This window comes from Dorea sp. MB18-49 (assembly GCF_023669465.1).
Lineage (GTDB): Bacteria > Bacillota > Clostridia > Lachnospirales > Lachnospiraceae > Dorea_A > Dorea_A longicatena.
Genome location: NZ_JAMOYX010000001.1, coordinates 167,676 through 184,880 on the forward strand (window position 1 = coordinate 167,676; position 17,205 = coordinate 184,880).

Here is a 17,205-nt window from a genome sequence, read left to right on the forward strand (position 1 = left end):
CAACAAAAGAACATGGCTAGACGTTCAAGAGAAGATGCAGAAGAAAGCATTTTGAGAGAGCTTGGAGGATGGATTGTCTATATTCTGCTGATCATAGGGTTAACGTATTTTATCATAACATTTGTAGGGCAGAGAACAAGAGTGAGTGGATCTTCCATGGAGACAACGTTGCAAAACGGGGATAATCTGATCGTGGATAAGATCAGTTACCGCTTCCGTGATCCGAAACGTTATGACATTATTGTATTTCCGTACAAATACGAAGAAAATACATATTATATCAAACGTATCATCGGAATGCCGGGAGAGACTGTGCAGATAAAAGACGGATATGTATACATTGACGGAGAGAGGCTTTTGAGCGATATCTATGGAAATGAATTGATCAAAGATCCACAGACTGCCGCAGATCCGATTACATTAAAAGAAAATGAGTATTTTGTTATGGGAGATAATCGTAACCATAGTATGGACAGCAGGGATCCAAGTGTAGGCGTACTGACAAAAGAAGATCTGATTGGCAGGGCATGGGTAAGAATTTATCCATTTGACAATATAGGAGTGATCCGTCATGAATAAACGAGAAGAAGAAAAACTAAAAAGGCAACAGGAAAAACTGAAAAAAGAACTGGAAAGAACAGAAGCAATGAGTGTTTATGAAAAAGAACACAGCGACTGCCAGTATATTTGCGGTATTGATGAAGTAGGCCGTGGGCCATTTGCAGGTCCGGTGGTGGCAGGTGCGGTTATCTTGCCAAAGGATGACCCGATTTTGTATCTGAATGATTCAAAGAAACTTTCAGAGAAAAAAAGAGAGGCATTGTACGATGAGATTATGGAACGTGCTGTTGCAACGGGAATCGGTGTTGTAAGTCCGGCAAGAATTGATGAGATCAATATTTTGCAGGCTACTTATGAGGCGATGCGTATGGCAATCGGCAATCTAAAGGTGCAGCCGGATCTTTTGTTGAATGATGCAGTAACAATACCGGAGGTAGAGATCCCACAGGTGCCGATCATTAAAGGTGATGCCAAGAGCGTGTCTATTGCGGCGGCAAGTATCATTGCAAAAGTAACAAGAGACCGGCTGATGGTGGAGTATGATAAAGTACTTCCGGGGTATGATTTCGCAAGTAATAAAGGGTATGGAACGAAGAAGCATATTGAGGGGCTGAAAGAACTGGGACCATCTCCGATACACAGAAGGACTTTTATAAAGAAATATATATAAAGATGCAGACAGTGCGGAAAATCGGTATCCAGGCATGGAATCAGCAGTGTAAAGGAATGAAAGAATGGCAGGGTCGAAAAGAGGACAAAGACGAAATAACCGTGAAACCGGAAGTTATTATGAAAGAATGGCAGGAGTATATCTGACAGAAAAAGGATATGAAATTCTGGAATATAATTATCGGTGCAAACTCGGAGAAATCGATATAATAGCCAGAGATGGCGATTATCTGGTGTTTTGCGAGGTGAAGTACCGGGCAGATGACCGGAAAGGAACTCCGGCAGAGGCGGTAGATTATGCCAAACAGAGAGTTATCTCAAAAAGTGCACTTTATTATATGACGGTGAATGGAATAGATGAAATCCCGTGCAGGTTTGATGTAGTAAGTATAGAAGATGACAGGATCATTTTATATCAGAATGCATTTGATTATGTGGAAATATAGGAGAAGAGAATGAGTCTTGGATTACAGTATAAAAATCAGGAACATATATTTGATGAAAAAACAGTAGATGGGGTTCCGTTTCTGAGTTATCCAATGTTAGAAGAAACGGGAATCGTGCATCATGGATTTTCTACAAAACTCGGAGGTGTCAGCAAGGGATGCTGGGCAACTATGAACATCAGCACAACAAGAGGCGATGATCCGGAAGATGTTGAGGAAAACCAGAGAAGGATTGCAAGAGCCATCGGAGTAAAGCCGGAAGATATGACGTTTACCAACCAGACACATACAACAAATGTGGCGGTAGTAAGAGCAGAGGACAAGGGAAGACGTTTTATGGAAACGGACGGAATGATCACAAATGTACCGGGAATCTGTCTGGTGACATTTTATGCGGATTGCGTACCACTGTATTTTGTAGATCCTGTGAAAAAAGCGATCGGACTGTCGCATTCGGGCTGGAGAGGAACGGTTGGAAAGATCGGAAAAGTAACAGTGGAACTGATGCAAAAAACATATGGTTCGGATTCTAAAGACATACTTGCGGCCATTGGTCCGTCTATATGTCAGGACTGTTACGAGGTAAGTGAAGATGTAATTGTAAAATTTCAGAAAAGCTTTGAAGAAAAATACTGGCCAGAATTATTCTATCAGAAAGAAAACGGTAAATATCAGTTGAACCTGTGGAAAGCAAATGAATTGGTATTCGAGGAAGCCGGAATTTTGAAGAAGCATATTGCTGTGACAAATGTGTGTACACACTGTAACCCGGATATTCTGTTTTCACATCGCACAACGGGAAATAAAAGAGGAAATCTAAGTGCATTTCTGGCACTGAAATAAGAGGAGCAAACGATATGACAGATACAACAACGATCGCAGATACGACTCAGGAAGTGACCGAAGCTACCCAGCAGGCGGTAAAACAGGTAAATCAGATTACCCAATATCTGCAGGACAGTATTCCGGGACTGATTACATTTGGACTGGAAGTGCTGGCGGCACTGGTTGCTTTCTTTATCGGAAGACTGGTGATAAAGTGGATCAGGAAGATTGTGAGGCGTTCATTTGAACGTTCGGAAGCAGATAAAGGAGTTGAACAGTTTGTAGACTCACTTTTGAAATATGGATTGTACGGGATTCTGATCTTTTGCCTGATCTCCAGTCTTGGATTTGATACTACATCGGTGGCGGCGTTACTGGCATCCAGTGGTGTGGCTATCGGTCTTGCGTTACAGGGAAGTCTTTCCAATTTTGCGGGAGGCGTGCTGATTCTTCTGTTAAAGCCATTTGTGGTAGGGGATTATATTATTGAAGATACGAATGGAAAAGAAGGAACAGTAAAAGAAATTCAGATCTTTTATACAAAATTAAGTACGATTGACAATAAGACCATCGTAATCCCGAATGGAATGCTGACGAATAACAGTATCACCAATGCAACGGCAAAAGACGAAAGACAACTGGATCTGCGGGTAGGCATTTCTTATAATGCCGATATCAAAAAGGCAAAATCAATGATCGAAAAGCTATTGTCGGAAGATGCAAGTATTCTAAAAGAAGAACAGATGAATGTCTTTGTAAATGATCTTGCAGACAGTGCAGTCGTGCTCGGTATCCGTGCCTGGGTGAAGAACGAAGAGTACTGGGCGACCAGATGGAGACTGCTGGAAGAAATTAAAGTGGAACTGGATGAGAATGGAATTGAGATTCCATATCCACAAGTGACGGTGCACATGAAAGAGGATAAATAGCTGGATGAAAATATGTAAGGCCAGGCAGATCTGCCGTGACGTGCATGGAAGAGAGAATCCTAAGCGGTCGTGGCAGAATTTCTGGTTTGCATATGAGAATCTGTTAAAATCTTTTTCGGAAAAGAACGTATAATAATTAAAAAAGTACTTGCAAATATGTGAAAATACGGTATAATTATATTCGTGCCTGTTATAAGAGCATGCTGGAATAGCTCAGTTGGTAGAGCACTTCACTCGTAATGAAGGGGTCGTCGGTTCAAGTCCGATTTCCAGCTTATATACAGAATGAGATATAAAGAAGAATCCTTGATGTAGGGATTCTTTTTTTCGTGTATAATAGAATTGTGGGTGTGAAAGGGGAGAAGAAAAATGAAAAAAATATGGAGGCAAAGACTGTTATCGGCACTGCTTTCGATCTTTATGGTACTGGCAATGACAGGGGTGTCTGTGAGTGTACGGACGCAGGCTGCGGAAAATAACTCAACTGTTCCATCTGGGACAGTGAAAGTGCATTTCCTTGATGTAGGACAGGGATTATCTATTCTGGTTCAGTCGGATGGGAAAAATCTGATCTATGATGGAGGAGATCGAAAGACTTCAAGATTTGTTGTAGCTTATTTGAAAGAACAGGGCGTTACGAAGATTGATTATCTGATCAGCAGCCATTATGATGCAGATCATATGGCGGGTCTGATCGGATGCCTGAAGAGCTTTAAGGTGAAAAATGTTATATCCAGTAACTATGTACATACCAGTAAGTTATACCGGTCGTTTGTAAAAGCTGTGAAAGAAGACGGATTGAAAATGAAGCATCCGCCGGTAGGAAAATCTTACAGGCTTGGAAGTGCTTCGTTTCAAATACTGGCACCGGAGACGATAGAAGCTGAGGGAAGTAACAATAATTCCGTTGCAATAAAACTTACAAATAAAGAGAACAGTTTTATCTTTACGGGAGATGCAGAGCATGAAAGCGAAAAGGCGATGTGCAATTCCGGTATAGATTTAAACTGTGATGTACTGGTACCCGGACACCATGGATCAGCAACGGCAACATCCTGGGATTTCCTTCAGAAAACCGTACCGGAATATGCGGTGATCAGCTGTGGGAAAGATAATAAATACGGACACCCGGACAAAGATACGATGGATAAACTTCAGAGTATGGAAATCCAGGTGTACAGAACCGACAAACAGGGAACGGTCACAGTAACAAGTGACGGTAAAAATCTGAATTGGAGTGCGGCACCGTGTAATGATTATACACCGGGAGATGAATCAGATAAGGGGACTGTGACGGAACAGACGGTAACGAAACAGACAACGCAGAAAGTAACCGAAGACCAGGTATGGGTATCGGCAACCGGTTCAAAATACCATAAAACGAACCACTGCGGTAATATGAATCCGGATACGGCAAAGAAAGAGACAAAGGAAGAAGCAGAGGCACAGGGCCTTAAACCTTGCGGGAAATGTTATTGATACAAAAAATGGCCCGAAAAGAATAACAGTAAATGAATCAGGAGATGGTAGAAGTAAGAACAATAGCAGATGGCTTTCTTAACTATACGAAAGCCACTGAAATATCTTTGAACGGGATACGGTTGTTATGTTATCTCGGAATCTTATGCCGGGTGGCATTAACGGATCACAGTACCCGTAAGATCCCCGGCAGATATCATATTTATATATTGCTGATCGCAGCAGCAGATATGGTCCTGACAGGGAACAGTGATTTATACAACCGGATCCCCGGGGCAGCAGCTGTGGCAGGACCGATGCTGGTCTTATCCATTCTGATTCCCGGGGCATTTGGAGGAGGCGATATCAAATTCATGGCAGTTTCCGGATTTCTGCTTGGAAAAGAGAAAATCATTTGTTCGATGGCATGTGCGGTTATGCTTGCAGGAGGATATTGCCTTATTATGTTGAAATGTGGAAAGCTGACCAGAAAGGATGAATTTGCATTTGGCCCGTTTTTGGTGCTGGGAATTATGATGACCTTATTTGCAGGAGATCAGCTGATCTTATGGTTTTGGCAGGGAATCTGATGCGGAGGTTTAAAAATGTTTAAAATAAAGTTTTTCTCCGAAATCAATCAGAGCGTACAAAAATATCGCGAAGACGCAGAGAATACATATGCTCATAAGAAGCCAATCCATTTTGAAGACCTGGCTTGAGTAGATAATAAGATATCCAAGGCCTTCTTTGGCGGCCAGAAATTCACCGATGATGACGCCGACCAGGCATAATCCGATATTAACTTTCATGTTACTGATAATAGCCGGAATAGAATAAGGAAGGATTACTTTGGTCAGTACATGCAGATGGTTCCCTCTGAGGGTATAGATTAACTTAATCTTTCCGGGATCTGTAGAGCGGAAACTGGTATACAGATTGAGTATACTGCCGAAGATAGCGACGGACATTCCGGTTACAATGATCGTGGTTTTTGTAGCGCCAAGCCAGACAATAAGAAGAGGGGCCAGTGCAGATTTCGGAAGGCTGTTTAATACGACAAGGTAAGGTTCCAGGATTTCCGAAAGGTTATTACTGTACCACAGAAGAATTGCAAATAATATACTGACGAAAATAACAAGAAAGAAACTGACGAAAGTTTCGTATAAGGTGACGCCGAGATGTAGAAAAATACTATGATCCGAAATCATTAAGAGTAAAGCATTCATGATCTTGGAGGGACTGCTGAAGATGAAAGAATCTATGATCTGGTGTGACGCACAAAATTCCCAAAGGAATAAAAATCCCGTTAAAAGGAAGATCCGGAAGAATATAACCAGCAGTCTGTGAAAATGATAATGTCTGAGATAGTGCCGGTGTCCGGTGGAAAGTGCCGCCGGAGCACCGGTACCTGGGCTTTTATGAAGATTTTTCATCCTGATTTAGCTCCTTCCATATCAGATTAAAATAAGATTTGAATTCCGGTGCATTTCGTCTGTTCATAGGAGTATCTTCTTCCAGATGAAAGATAAGCGGAATAGTCTGAATGATGGCTGCCGGACGACGGGAAAGAACAATTACCCTGTCGGCAAGAGAAATGGCTTCCGAAAGATCGTGTGTTACAAGAAGCGCGGATTTCTTCTCATTTCGGATGATCTGTCCGATATCATCGCCAACCTGTAACCGGGTCTGGTAATCAAGGGCGGAAAAAGGTTCATCCAGAAGTAATAGTTCCGGTTCCAGAACTAATGTACGGATCAGGGCAGCACGCTGGCGCATTCCTCCGGATAATTCCGAAGGCCTGGAATTCTCAAAATCACTCAGACCATAGATGTTAAGAAGTTCATGTGCCCGCTTTTTCGTCCGGGCCGTCAGAGCATGCTGGATTTCCAGCCCAAGGATCACATTGTTATAGATCGTGCGCCATTCAAACAATTCATCGTGTTGCAGCATATATCCTACATTAGTTGTACTCTCTTTCAGGTGTCTGCCATTGATTGTGATCTGTCCGTCACTGCAAGGCAAAAGACCGCAGATCAGAGAAAGCAGCGTGGATTTTCCACAGCCGGAAGGTCCCACGATGGCGGCAAATTCCCCTTTGTTCAAAGAAAATGAGATATCAGACAGGGCCGGGGTTTCCCCTTCTAAAGTATGATACGTATAAGAAATATGCTGTAGGTTCAAAATCTGTTCCATAGGAACCTCCTGGATGTGAAGTATATAATATGATATGACCGGAACAGAAAATAGGTGAATAAAAAGGGCGGGTGTGATAAAATGCTGATATGTAGAGAAGAGAGGATAATTAGATGTTAACAAAGATAAATTACCAGAAAGAACTGGATAAACTGATCGATCATCTGCAAAAAGAAGAAAAGGTACCAACCCTTCTCCTTCACAGCTGCTGTGCTCCGTGCAGCAGTTATGTACTGGAGTATCTGAGCAGTTATTTTAAGATCACAGTACTTTACTATAATCCGAATATTTATCCGGAGAGTGAATACAGCAAACGTATCATTGAACAGCAGACACTGATTGGAGAGATGGATACAAAATATCCGGTACAGTTTATTGCAGGCGGCTATGATAAAGAAAAGTTTTATGAGATGGCAAAGGGACTGGAAAAAGTGAAAGAAGGCGGCGTGCGCTGTTTTAAATGTTATGAACTTCGATTAAGAGAGACCGCTGAGATTGCAAAAGAAGGCGGGTATGATTACTTTACGACGACACTCAGCATCAGTCCTTTGAAAAATGCAGCCAAATTGAATGAGATCGGATTAAAACTTGCAGAAGAGTATGGCGTATCATATCTTACATCCGATTTCAAGAAAAAGAACGGATATAAAAGATCTGTAGAGTTATCCGCACAGTATGGCCTGTACAGGCAGGATTACTGCGGATGTGAATTCTCGATGTGGCAGCGTCTGGAAGAGCAACGGGCAAAAGCATAGTAATAAAAATGCATAAAAAGTAAGAAGAAATTGCATGGATTCATGTAAGTAACTGCATTTTGTGATGAATAAATATGTAAATTCCTGTAATAATATTTGCTTTTATGCGGAAATGTGTTAAAATCGAAAACAGTAAACTTAAAAATGAAAGGAAGAATCCATATGGCACAGTTATGGGGAGGTCGTTTCACAAAAGAGACAGACCAGCTAGTATATAATTTTAATGCTTCCATTACATTTGATAAAAGATTCTATAAGCAGGACATCAGAGGAAGTCTTGCACATGTAGCTATGCTTGCAAAGCAGGGAATCTTAACGGAAGAAGAAAAAGAACAGATCACAGACGGATTAAATGGCATTCTGAAAGATGTAGAATCCGGTAAATTAGAGATATCAGACAAATATGAAGACATTCACAGTTTTGTGGAAGCAACATTGATCGACCGCATCGGAGATCCGGGAAAGAAACTCCATACCGGACGAAGCAGAAATGACCAGGTTGCATTAGATATGAAACTTTTTACCAGAGATGAGATTCAGGAGATTGATGCTCAGGTAAAAGAACTTCTGGAAGTAATCCTTCATGTAATGGAGGAGAATGTCGAGACATATATGCCAGGATTCACACATCTTCAGAAAGCACAGCCGATCACACTGGCTCATCATATGGGGGCATATTTTGAAATGTTCCGAAGAGATCATGAGAGACTGAAGGATATTAGCAAACGAATGAATACATGTCCGCTTGGCTCCGGAGCACTTGCTGGAACGACATATCCACTGGATCGTGAATATACAGCAGAATTACTTGGATTCGACGGACCGACACTGAACAGCATGGACGGTGTATCAGACAGAGATTATCTGTTGGAACTGTTATCTGCACTGAGCATTATGATGATGCACTTAAGCAGATTCTGTGAAGAGGTCATCATCTGGAATTCGAATGAATACCAGTTTGTAGAGATTGATGATGCGTACAGTACAGGAAGCAGTATCATGCCGCAGAAGAAGAATCCGGATATCGCAGAGCTGGTAAGAGGAAAAACCGGACGGGTATACGGCGCATTAAATGCACTCCTTACTACGATGAAGGGAATTCCGCTTGCATACAATAAAGACATGCAGGAAGATAAAGAATGGGCATTTGATGCTATGGATACAGCCAAAGGATGTATCACATTATTTGCCGGAATGTTAAAGACGATGCAGTTTAATAAAGACCGCATGGAAGAAAGTGCAAAACACGGATTTACCAATGCGACAGATGCAGCAGATTATCTGGTAAATCACGGTGTACCATTCAGAGATGCACATGGTATCGTGGGAAAACTGGTACTGACATGCATTGAGAAGAAGATTCCGTTAGATGAACTTCCACTGGAAGAGTACAGAAAGATCTCGCCGGTATTTGAAGAAGATATCTATAAAGCAATCGATCTTGAGACATGTGTGAATAAGCGTGTCACCATAGGAGCACCAGGAAAAGATGCTATGGCAAAATCAATTGCGGCTTATCAGAAATATATGGAAGAATATTAAAATATACATTTATAAATACTAGTACATGTCATACGGATGAAGGTAGCGTAAGGCTGTATTAAGGAATGATAAAAAGAAAGGGAGAGAACAAAGATGGATAAGAAATTAAGAGTAGGTATTTTAGGAGCAACAGGAATGGTTGGACAGCGTTTTATCTCATTGCTTGAAAATCACCCTTGGTTCGAGGTTGTAACTGTAGCAGCAAGCCCACGTTCAGCAGGAAAAACATATGAAGAAGCCGTAGGCGGACGTTGGAAAATGGATACACCGATGCCGGAAGGTGTAAAGAACTTAATCGTAAAGAATGTAAATGAAGTAGAAGAAGTTGCTTCTACTGTAGATTTTGTATTCAGTGCCGTAGATATGACAAAAGATGAGATCAGAGCGATCGAAGAAGAATATGCAAAGACAGAGACCCCTGTAGTATCTAATAACAGTGCTCACCGCTGGACAAAAGACGTGCCGATGGTAGTTCCGGAGATCAATGCAGCACACTTTGACCTTATCAAGACTCAGAAAGAGCGTCTCGGAACAACACGCGGATTTATCGCAGTAAAACCAAACTGCTCAATCCAGAGCTATACACCTGCACTTGCAGCATGGAAAGAATTTGGACCAAAAGAAGTTGTTGTAACAACATACCAGGCAATCTCAGGAGCAGGAAAGACATTTAAAGACTGGCCGGAAATGATCGAGAATATCATTCCATACATCGGCGGAGAAGAAGAAAAGAGTGAAAAAGAACCTCTTCGTGTACTCGGAACACTGGAAAACGGAGAAATCAAACTTGCAGAAGAACCAAAGATCACATGCCAGTGCTTAAGAGTTCCTGTACTCAACGGACATACAGCAGCTGTATTCATCAACTTCGAGAAGAAGCCAACTAAAGAACAGCTGATCGAGAAACTGGAAAGCTTCAAGGGATTCCCACAGGAAGCAGAACTTCCAAGTGCTCCAAAGCAGTTCATCCAGTATCTGTCAGAAGATGACAGACCACAGGTAAAAGCGGATGTAAATTATGAGAACGGAATGGGTGTGTCTATCGGACGTCTGAGAGAAGACAGCATGTATGATTACAAATTCATCGGACTTTCTCATAATACAGTACGTGGTGCAGCAGGCGGAGCCGTACTTTGCGCCGAAGCACTGACTGCCAAGGGATATATTCAGGCAAAGTAGCCAGGGGACGGGAAAACAGGCTCTTTTAGTGTCCCTGGTGGCACACTCATACTCACCTGTTTATCGTTCATAAGGTGAGAGCATAAAATAATAATAAAAAGGTGGGAACTGCAACATGTGAAAAGGCGTAGTTCTCGCTTTTTTTCATTATACATCCAGCAAATTCGACCCCGCTTACCGATATCAATCAGATTATAAATCAGATTACAAATCTGAACACAATACATCTCAGTGTTGAGAATAAAAGATGGTTTTGCTATAATAAAGTATACAATAAATTCGCTGATTACAAAGTGCCAATGGCACCAATGGCACCGGCAAGAAACGGAGGCAGACCCTATGGACCGAGAACTATTAAACTACACACAGAACCGAGAACTTTCCTGGCTGAGATTCGATCAGCGTGTATTGGAAGAAGCAAGAGATAAGAGCGTGCCATTGCTGGAACGTATGAAATTCGTGGCCATCTTCACCAGTAACTTAGATGAATTCTTCATGATCCGTGTCGGAAGTCTCTATGACATGGTGCAGACAGACGACAGACACAGAGACAGCCGGTCGGGAATGACACCGCAGGAGCAGCTGGATGCGATCTACGCAGCAGTTGCCCCGTTATATAAAGAACGTGACAAGACCTACGCCGGGATCAAGAAAGAACTGTCCCCATACGGAGTCTGCGGACTGGACTTTAAAGAACTGGAGGCAGACGAGAAGAAATATGTTAAGAAATGTTTCAAAGAGCAGATCCTGCCGGTACTGTCACCGCAGATCGTAGACAGCAGCCACCCGTTCCCGCATCTTATGAATAAAGATATCTACGTAACAGCCAATCTGAAGCATATCAATAGCAGGAAGAATAAAGACGACAAAGAAAAAGAACAAATCCTCGGAATCGTACCGGTTCCGACCTATGTATCCGATATCCTGATGCTTCCGGGACATGACATTCGTTATATCCGCATGGAGAAAGTCATCATGGAATACCTGGATCTGGTATTTGACCAGTACGAAGTATCCGACCCGAACTACATCTGCGTGACAAGAAATGCAGACGTATCTCCGGACGATGAAGCACTGGAGGTTACCGATGATTTCCGGAAACTCATGCAGAGTACCCTGCACAAACGCCGCAGGATGGCGGTAGTAAGATTAGAAACAGCGGAGAAACTGACACCGGAAATGCAGGAATACTTCTGTAAGAAATTCAAGATCACACCGGAGCAGATCTTCCGCACGAAGATGCCGATGAAACTGGATTATATGTTCTCCATCGCAGGAAATCTCCCGGAGTCTATGAAGAAAGCACTGGTCTACGAACCATTCTCCCCGCAAAAATCAGCACATGTACAGGACGGAAACATGTTAAAACAGGTGAAAAAGAATGATATCCTGTTGTTCTACCCATACGAAAGCATGGATCCGTTCCTGAAGCTGATCAAAGATGCCGCGGCAGATCCGAACGTTATGACGATCAAGATCACTATCTACCGCCTGGCGAAGAAGGCAAGACTGGTAGAATACCTGTGCGCAGCTGCGGAAAATGGAAAAGAAGTCACCGTGCTGATCGAGCTGCGTGCAAGATTTGACGAGCAGAACAACATCGACTGGTCGGAACGTCTGGAAGAAGCAGGATGCCGTGTGATCTATGGATTCGACGGTTACAAAGTGCATTCCAAGATTTGTCTGATCACATACAGGAACCGCAATGACATCCAGTATATCACACAGGTCGGAACCGGCAATTATAACGAGAAGACAGCTGCCATGTATACCGATCTGTCCTTGATGACTGCTGATCCGCGAATCGGACAGGACGCCGCAGAATTTTTCAAGAATATGTCCATCGGCAATCTGCAGGGCAGCTATCAATACCTGATCGTATCACCGGTCAGCTTAAAGAGCCGTATCTTACAGATGATGGACGAAGAAATCATAAAAGGAAGCGAAGGACGCATCATTATGAAGATGAACTCCGTGACAGATGTGGACTTCATAAAGAAAGTATCCGAGGCCTCCTGCGCCGGAGTAAGGGTAGACTTGATTGTTCGAGGAATCTGCTGTATACTACCGGGAGTGCCTGGATTTACAGAAAATGTCAGGGTGATGAGCGTGGTTGGCCGCTATCTGGAACATCCACGTATCTTCAGCTTCGGAACCGGAAAAGAACAGAAGATTTATATCGGCTCCGCAGACATGATGACAAGAAATACAGAAAAAAGAGTAGAAGTAGCCTGCCCGGTATTAGACGGGCAGATCAGACGTCAGATCAACCATGATCTGAAGATTATGTTAAATGATAACGTGAAAGCAAGGATCATGCAGAAAGACGGCACATATATGAAACGGACCGGCGGCATAAAAGCGGTGGATTCTCAGGCAGCTTTCATGGAAGAAGCATTAAAAGCAGCAGAAGAAGTCGACAAAAGTCAGCAGCGTGCCCGTGAGAACTGTGGCGGCGGAAGAGTGATAACCTTTTTCCGGTCTCTCTGGCACAGAAAAAGATAAAAGAAAAAGCCGCTGTTTCACCCTACTGGAAGGAGTAACATGGGAAAATCATTATACATTGCCGAGAAACCCAGTGTAGCACAGGAGTTCGCTAAGGCATTGCATATCAATACACAGAGAAAAGACGGATATCTCGAATCAGCAGAAGCAATCGTAACCTGGTGTGTCGGACACCTGGTCACGATGAGCTATCCGGAAGAATACGATCCGGCATTAAAAAGGTGGAGTCTTGAGACTCTGCCTTTTATCCCGCAGGAGTTCAAATACGAAGTCATCCCGGCGGTATCTAAGCAGTTCCGAATCGTATCGGGACTTCTGAACCGTACAGACGTAGACACCATCTACGTCTGTACCGACTCAGGACGGGAAGGAGAATACATCTACCGTTTGGTCGAACAGCAGGCAGGCGTAAAAGGCAAGAACCGCCGCCGCGTATGGATCGACTCCCAGACAGAAGAAGAGATCCTGCGCGGGATCAAAGAAGCAAAAGACTTAAAAGAATACGACAACCTGGCAGCATCGGCTTACCTAAGAGCCAAAGAAGACTACCTGATGGGAATCAACTTCTCCCGTCTCCTGACGTTAAAATACGGCAACAGCATCTCCAATTACCTGAATACGAAATATTCCGTCGTATCCGTAGGACGTGTTATGACCTGCGTCCTCGGTATGGTCGTACGCAGAGAACGGGAGATCCGGGAATTCGTAGAGACCCCGTTCTACAGAGTCCTAAGCACCATCGGAGAGAAAGGGGCAACATTCGAAGGCGAATGGCGGGCAGTCAAAGGATCAAAATGGTTCGAATCCTTCGATCTCTATAAGGAAAATGGATTCAAAGAAAAGGAAAAGGCAGAAGAACTGATCCGCTTCCTAAGCAACAGCGAGTCAGACGCCAGCCAGCCCCTGACTTGCCAGATCGTGTCCATAGAAAAGAAGAAAGAAAAGAAGAACCCGCCGTTATTATTCAACCTGGCCGAGATTCAGAATGAATGTTCCAAGCGGTTCAAGATCAGCCCAGATGAGACACTCCGGATCATCCAGGAACTATATGAAAAAAAGCTCGTCACCTACCCAAGAACAGATGCCCGTGTCCTATCGACAGCAGTGGCAAAAGAGATCCACAAGAACTTAAACGGTCTGATGCAGTACGAACCGGCAAAGCCATATCTTCAGGATATCGTGAAATTCGGCAGCCACAAAGGACTGGAGAAGACGAGATATGTCAACGACAAACAGATCACAGACCACTATGCGATCATCCCGACAGGACAGGGTATGGGAGCACTAAAAGGACTTCCGAATCTGTCACAGAGGGTGTATGATGTGATCGTAAGACGATTCTTAAGCATCTTTTATCCACCGGCTGTCTATCAGAAAGTATCGATCGTGACGAAGATCAAAGAAGAATCCTTCTTCTCAAGCTTCAAAGTACTGGCAGAAGAAGGCTATCTGAAAGTTACAGGCGTGCCGGGCAGGAAGAACGACAATAACGATAATAACGACAATACAGACAGCAGAGCAGACAGTACCGAGGACAAAGACACTGATGCAGCCTTCTTCGCCAGGATCCAGAGCCTCAAGAAAGGCATGACCCTTTCGGTACAGTCCCTGGATATCAAAGAAGGCAAGACCTCGCCGCCGAAGCGCTACAATTCCGGTTCACTAATCCTTGCCATGGAAAATGCAGGACAGCTCATCGAAGACGAAGAACTCCGCGCCCAGATCAAAGGAAGCGGAATCGGCACCAGTGCCACCAGAGGCGAGATACTGAAGAAATTATTCAATAATAAATATCTGGCGCTCAATAAAAAGACCCAGATCGTCACGCCGACGATGTTAGGGGAAATGATCTACGATGTCGTAGACCATTCCATCCGGCCGCTCCTGAACCCGGAACTTACGGCAAGCTGGGAAAAAGGTCTGACGTATGTGGCAGATGGAGATATCACATCAGATGAATATATGAAAAAGCTGGATGATTTTGTATCAAGACGCACACTTGCAGTCAAAGGTCTGAACAATCAGTATCAGATGCGGGCGTGCTATGATAAGGCAGCGCAGTTTTATAAGAAGCCGGTGAGAAAGACCGGAAAAACTAAAAAATAAAAAAGGAGAACCAATATGTCAGAACAATTAACCATCAAAAACCTCTACAACCACATGGATGAAACCATCGCAAAAGACATCTTCGAAGGAGCCACCTACCCATGGGAAATCCTTCCAAAGATCAGCGGCTTCATCAAAGAACTCGGAAAGACCCTTCCGGCAGATGAATACGATCAGGTCGGCGAAGACGTTTGGATCGCCAAATCCGCAACCGTATTCCAGACAGCCTACATCCACGGACCGGCGATCATCGGAAAGAACGCAGAAGTCCGTCAGTGCGCATTTATCCGCGGAAATGCGATCGTCGGCGAAGGTGCAGTCGTAGGTAATTCGACAGAACTTAAGAACGTCATCCTGTTCAACAAAGTACAGGTGCCGCACTATAATTACGTGGGCGATTCCATCCTCGGCTACAAATCCCACATGGGGGCCGGATCCATCACATCCAATGTCAAATCCGACAAAAAACTCGTCGTAGTAAAAGCCGGAGACGAAAGGATCGAGACAGGTCTTAAGAAATTCGGAGCCATGCTCGGAGACGAAGTAGAAGTCGGCTGCGGCAGCGTATTGAATCCGGGAACCGTGATCGGAAGCCACAGCAACATCTACCCACTGTCAAGCGTCAGAGGATTCGTACCGGCACACAGCATCTACAAGAGACAGGGTGAAGTAGTGGAGAAAGTAGAAGAGTAATCAGACCACGGAGGAAAAATCAATGAACAAAATAGCATTCATTGGCGTAGGCATCATGGGCAGATCCATGGTCCGCAATCTCATGAAAGCAGGATTCGAATTACACATCTACGCCAGAACCAGATCCAAAGTCGAAGACGTGATCAGCGAAGGAGCCACCTTCCACGACACCATTGCAGACTGCGTAAAAGACGCAGAAGCAGTCATCACCATCGTAGGCTTCCCGACCGACGTAGAAGAAGTCTACTTCGATGCAGGCAACATCTTAGAGAGCGCAAAAGAAGGCACATACCTGATCGACATGACGACCACAAGCCCGATGCTGGACCAGAAGATCGCAGAAGAAGGAACCAAAAGAGGCTTCCATGTACTGGACGCACCGGTCACCGGCGGTGACACCGGAGCGAAGAACGGTACACTCTCCATCCTGGTCGGCGGTTCCAGAGAAGACTACGAAGCCTGCATGCCGTTATTCGAGGCGATGGGAACCAACATCAACTACCAGGGAGGATCCGGTTGCGGCCAGCACGCCAAGCTTGCGAACCAGATCATGATCGCCGGCACCTTATCTGGAGTCTGCGAGGCACTCACCTATGCGAAGGCAAAAGGCCTGGATCTTCAGACGGTCCTCGATTCCGTATCGACCGGAGCGGCAGGAAGCAAGCAGTTAGATACCTTCGGACCGAAGATTCTGGCAGGAGACTACGCACCGGGATTCTTCCTGAAGCACTTCGTCAAAGACATGAAGATCGCCCTTACCGAAGCGAACATGAGCAATCTCAATCTGGACGTATTAAGCCAGGTGCTTGCCAACTACGAACTCCTTCAGGCAGAAGGCTGCGGAGATCTCGGCACTCAGGCACTGATCAAGTACTACGAAGAAGAGATGGACGTATAAAACATGTTACCATAGAACGGCGGCTGTTATCGGATGGAGAAGATTATAAAACCATTCATGGCTGGGATGATCTGGATAGCGCAGAAGAAGAGGATGTCAAATTATTTGTAGATCATATCTCAGTGATCTGCCTGTTGTATAATATGTTCTTCAAAAAGGAATGTTTTGCACAGGAACAGGAATATCGCATGGTGTTCCTCTGTGTACATAAAAGAGAGCATCAAGTGCCGGAAAATAGCATTCCGGTGGAATATCGGATAAAAGATGAAGTATTTATTCCGTTTATAAGAATGAAGCTTGGAGATATAAGTTGTTTAAAATTTGTTTGCGTTGGGACGAAGAATATAAGTGATCTGGCGGTTAAGGGATTGCGGCATTATTTTGGAAGCAGAGATCTGGAAATGCGTGTGAAAAAGTCGGAGATTCCGCTGCGGTATTGACAGTCG

At 44.0% G+C, this 17,205-nt stretch carries 18 protein-coding genes and 1 tRNA gene; 17 read left to right on the forward strand and 2 right to left on the reverse strand.

Annotation, left to right across the window (positions count from 1 at the left end; genetic code table 11):
• Positions 1-12: 12 nt before the first annotated feature.
• The 9 genes from lepB to NCY30_RS00935 all read left to right on the forward strand — a co-directional run bounded on the left by lepB (position 13) and on the right by NCY30_RS00935 (position 5,478).
• Entirely contained in the window at positions 13-579 is a 567-nt protein-coding gene (gene lepB, locus NCY30_RS00900; RefSeq protein WP_006427263.1) for a signal peptidase I, read from the forward strand.
• The gene (locus NCY30_RS00905; RefSeq protein WP_022415027.1) at positions 572-1,231 is read left to right on the forward strand and encodes a ribonuclease HII; all 660 of its coding nucleotides are present in this window, start codon (positions 572-574) and stop codon (positions 1,229-1,231) included. The genes lepB and NCY30_RS00905 overlap by 8 nt, the downstream gene beginning before the upstream one ends.
• 64 nt (positions 1,232-1,295) lie before the next feature.
• Positions 1,296-1,676, forward strand: a complete 381-nt coding sequence (locus NCY30_RS00910) for a YraN family protein (RefSeq protein ID WP_044919891.1) — start codon at positions 1,296-1,298, stop codon at positions 1,674-1,676.
• Positions 1,677-1,685: 9 nt separating this feature from the next.
• On the forward strand, positions 1,686-2,519 hold the full coding sequence (gene pgeF, locus NCY30_RS00915; protein WP_055193678.1) for a peptidoglycan editing factor PgeF: 834 nt from the start codon (positions 1,686-1,688) through the stop codon (positions 2,517-2,519).
• Between the two features lie 14 nt (positions 2,520-2,533).
• Positions 2,534-3,430, forward strand: coding sequence for a mechanosensitive ion channel family protein (locus tag NCY30_RS00920; RefSeq protein WP_022415025.1), 897 nt, complete (start codon positions 2,534-2,536; stop codon positions 3,428-3,430).
• Between the two features lie 4 nt (positions 3,431-3,434).
• Positions 3,435-3,563, forward strand: coding sequence for a hypothetical protein (locus tag NCY30_RS15030; protein WP_276325796.1), 129 nt, complete (start codon positions 3,435-3,437; stop codon positions 3,561-3,563).
• Positions 3,564-3,632: 69 nt separating this feature from the next.
• Positions 3,633-3,705 (forward strand) — tRNA-Thr (locus NCY30_RS00925).
• Positions 3,706-3,799: 94 nt separating this feature from the next.
• A complete protein-coding gene (locus NCY30_RS00930) occupies positions 3,800-4,909 on the forward strand; it encodes a ComEC/Rec2 family competence protein (protein ID WP_130096259.1) in 1,110 nt (369 codons plus the stop codon).
• A 32-nt stretch (positions 4,910-4,941) separates the two neighbouring features.
• Positions 4,942-5,478: a prepilin peptidase gene (locus tag NCY30_RS00935; RefSeq protein WP_250818393.1), complete on the forward strand. Its 537-nt coding sequence runs from the start codon at positions 4,942-4,944 to the stop codon at positions 5,476-5,478.
• A 9-nt stretch (positions 5,479-5,487) separates the two neighbouring features.
• On the opposite strand, the gene NCY30_RS00940 is transcribed toward NCY30_RS00935, so the two are convergent.
• Positions 5,488-6,321 carry an ABC transporter permease gene (locus tag NCY30_RS00940; RefSeq protein ID WP_055193682.1) on the reverse strand — a complete coding sequence of 278 codons (834 nt, stop codon included), beginning with the start codon at positions 6,319-6,321 and terminating at the stop codon, positions 5,488-5,490.
• Positions 6,305-7,081 (reverse strand): ABC transporter ATP-binding protein, encoded by a 777-nt coding sequence (locus tag NCY30_RS00945; protein WP_006427273.1) that lies wholly within the window; start codon positions 7,079-7,081, stop codon positions 6,305-6,307. Before NCY30_RS00945 ends, NCY30_RS00940 begins: the two co-directional genes overlap by 17 nt.
• A gap of 113 nt (positions 7,082-7,194) precedes the next feature.
• Between NCY30_RS00945 and NCY30_RS00950 the strand changes: the two genes are divergently transcribed.
• The 8 genes from NCY30_RS00950 (at position 7,195) to NCY30_RS00985 (ending at position 17,199) form a co-directional block, all read left to right on the forward strand.
• Complete coding sequence (locus tag NCY30_RS00950; protein ID WP_055193684.1) at positions 7,195-7,836, forward strand: epoxyqueuosine reductase QueH; 642 nt, start codon at positions 7,195-7,197, stop codon at positions 7,834-7,836.
• Between the two features lie 162 nt (positions 7,837-7,998).
• Complete coding sequence (gene argH / locus NCY30_RS00955; protein ID WP_022415021.1) at positions 7,999-9,378, forward strand: argininosuccinate lyase; 1,380 nt, start codon at positions 7,999-8,001, stop codon at positions 9,376-9,378.
• Positions 9,379-9,471: 93 nt separating this feature from the next.
• Positions 9,472-10,557, forward strand: a complete 1,086-nt coding sequence (gene asd / locus NCY30_RS00960) for an aspartate-semialdehyde dehydrogenase (protein ID WP_006427276.1) — start codon at positions 9,472-9,474, stop codon at positions 10,555-10,557.
• A gap of 339 nt (positions 10,558-10,896) precedes the next feature.
• Positions 10,897-13,062: a polyphosphate kinase 1 gene (gene ppk1, locus NCY30_RS00965; RefSeq protein WP_173818591.1), complete on the forward strand. Its 2,166-nt coding sequence runs from the start codon at positions 10,897-10,899 to the stop codon at positions 13,060-13,062.
• Positions 13,063-13,101: 39 nt separating this feature from the next.
• Positions 13,102-15,168: a DNA topoisomerase gene (locus NCY30_RS00970; protein ID WP_055193690.1), complete on the forward strand. Its 2,067-nt coding sequence runs from the start codon at positions 13,102-13,104 to the stop codon at positions 15,166-15,168.
• A 15-nt stretch (positions 15,169-15,183) separates the two neighbouring features.
• Positions 15,184-15,861, forward strand: coding sequence for an acyltransferase (locus NCY30_RS00975; RefSeq protein ID WP_055193692.1), 678 nt, complete (start codon positions 15,184-15,186; stop codon positions 15,859-15,861).
• A 22-nt stretch (positions 15,862-15,883) separates the two neighbouring features.
• Positions 15,884-16,759, forward strand: coding sequence for an NAD(P)-dependent oxidoreductase (locus NCY30_RS00980; RefSeq protein ID WP_195369731.1), 876 nt, complete (start codon positions 15,884-15,886; stop codon positions 16,757-16,759).
• A 224-nt stretch (positions 16,760-16,983) separates the two neighbouring features.
• Positions 16,984-17,199, forward strand: coding sequence for a hypothetical protein (locus tag NCY30_RS00985; protein WP_250818394.1), 216 nt, complete (start codon positions 16,984-16,986; stop codon positions 17,197-17,199).
• The last annotated feature ends 6 nt before the right edge of the window (positions 17,200-17,205 follow it).

What these genes read in the sequence shown, in the direction of transcription:
- lepB (WP_006427263.1), top strand. Translation starts at nt 13, where the DNA reads ATGGCTAGACGTTCAAGAGAAGATGCAGAAGAAAGCATTTTGAGAGAG.
- NCY30_RS00905 (WP_022415027.1), top strand. Translation starts at nt 572, where the DNA reads ATGAATAAACGAGAAGAAGAAAAACTAAAAAGGCAACAGGAAAAACTG.
- NCY30_RS00910 (WP_044919891.1), top strand. Translation starts at nt 1,296, where the DNA reads ATGGCAGGGTCGAAAAGAGGACAAAGACGAAATAACCGTGAAACCGGA.
- pgeF (WP_055193678.1), top strand. Translation starts at nt 1,686, where the DNA reads ATGAGTCTTGGATTACAGTATAAAAATCAGGAACATATATTTGATGAA.
- NCY30_RS00920 (WP_022415025.1), top strand. Translation starts at nt 2,534, where the DNA reads ATGACAGATACAACAACGATCGCAGATACGACTCAGGAAGTGACCGAA.
- NCY30_RS15030 (WP_276325796.1), top strand. Translation starts at nt 3,435, where the DNA reads ATGAAAATATGTAAGGCCAGGCAGATCTGCCGTGACGTGCATGGAAGA.
- NCY30_RS00930 (WP_130096259.1), top strand. Translation starts at nt 3,800, where the DNA reads ATGAAAAAAATATGGAGGCAAAGACTGTTATCGGCACTGCTTTCGATC.
- NCY30_RS00935 (WP_250818393.1), top strand. Translation starts at nt 4,942, where the DNA reads ATGAATCAGGAGATGGTAGAAGTAAGAACAATAGCAGATGGCTTTCTT.
- NCY30_RS00940 (WP_055193682.1), bottom strand. Translation starts at nt 6,321, where the DNA reads ATGAAAAATCTTCATAAAAGCCCAGGTACCGGTGCTCCGGCGGCACTT.
- NCY30_RS00945 (WP_006427273.1), bottom strand. Translation starts at nt 7,081, where the DNA reads ATGGAACAGATTTTGAACCTACAGCATATTTCTTATACGTATCATACT.
- NCY30_RS00950 (WP_055193684.1), top strand. Translation starts at nt 7,195, where the DNA reads ATGTTAACAAAGATAAATTACCAGAAAGAACTGGATAAACTGATCGAT.
- argH (WP_022415021.1), top strand. Translation starts at nt 7,999, where the DNA reads ATGGCACAGTTATGGGGAGGTCGTTTCACAAAAGAGACAGACCAGCTA.
- asd (WP_006427276.1), top strand. Translation starts at nt 9,472, where the DNA reads ATGGATAAGAAATTAAGAGTAGGTATTTTAGGAGCAACAGGAATGGTT.
- ppk1 (WP_173818591.1), top strand. Translation starts at nt 10,897, where the DNA reads ATGGACCGAGAACTATTAAACTACACACAGAACCGAGAACTTTCCTGG.
- NCY30_RS00970 (WP_055193690.1), top strand. Translation starts at nt 13,102, where the DNA reads ATGGGAAAATCATTATACATTGCCGAGAAACCCAGTGTAGCACAGGAG.
- NCY30_RS00975 (WP_055193692.1), top strand. Translation starts at nt 15,184, where the DNA reads ATGTCAGAACAATTAACCATCAAAAACCTCTACAACCACATGGATGAA.
- NCY30_RS00980 (WP_195369731.1), top strand. Translation starts at nt 15,884, where the DNA reads ATGAACAAAATAGCATTCATTGGCGTAGGCATCATGGGCAGATCCATG.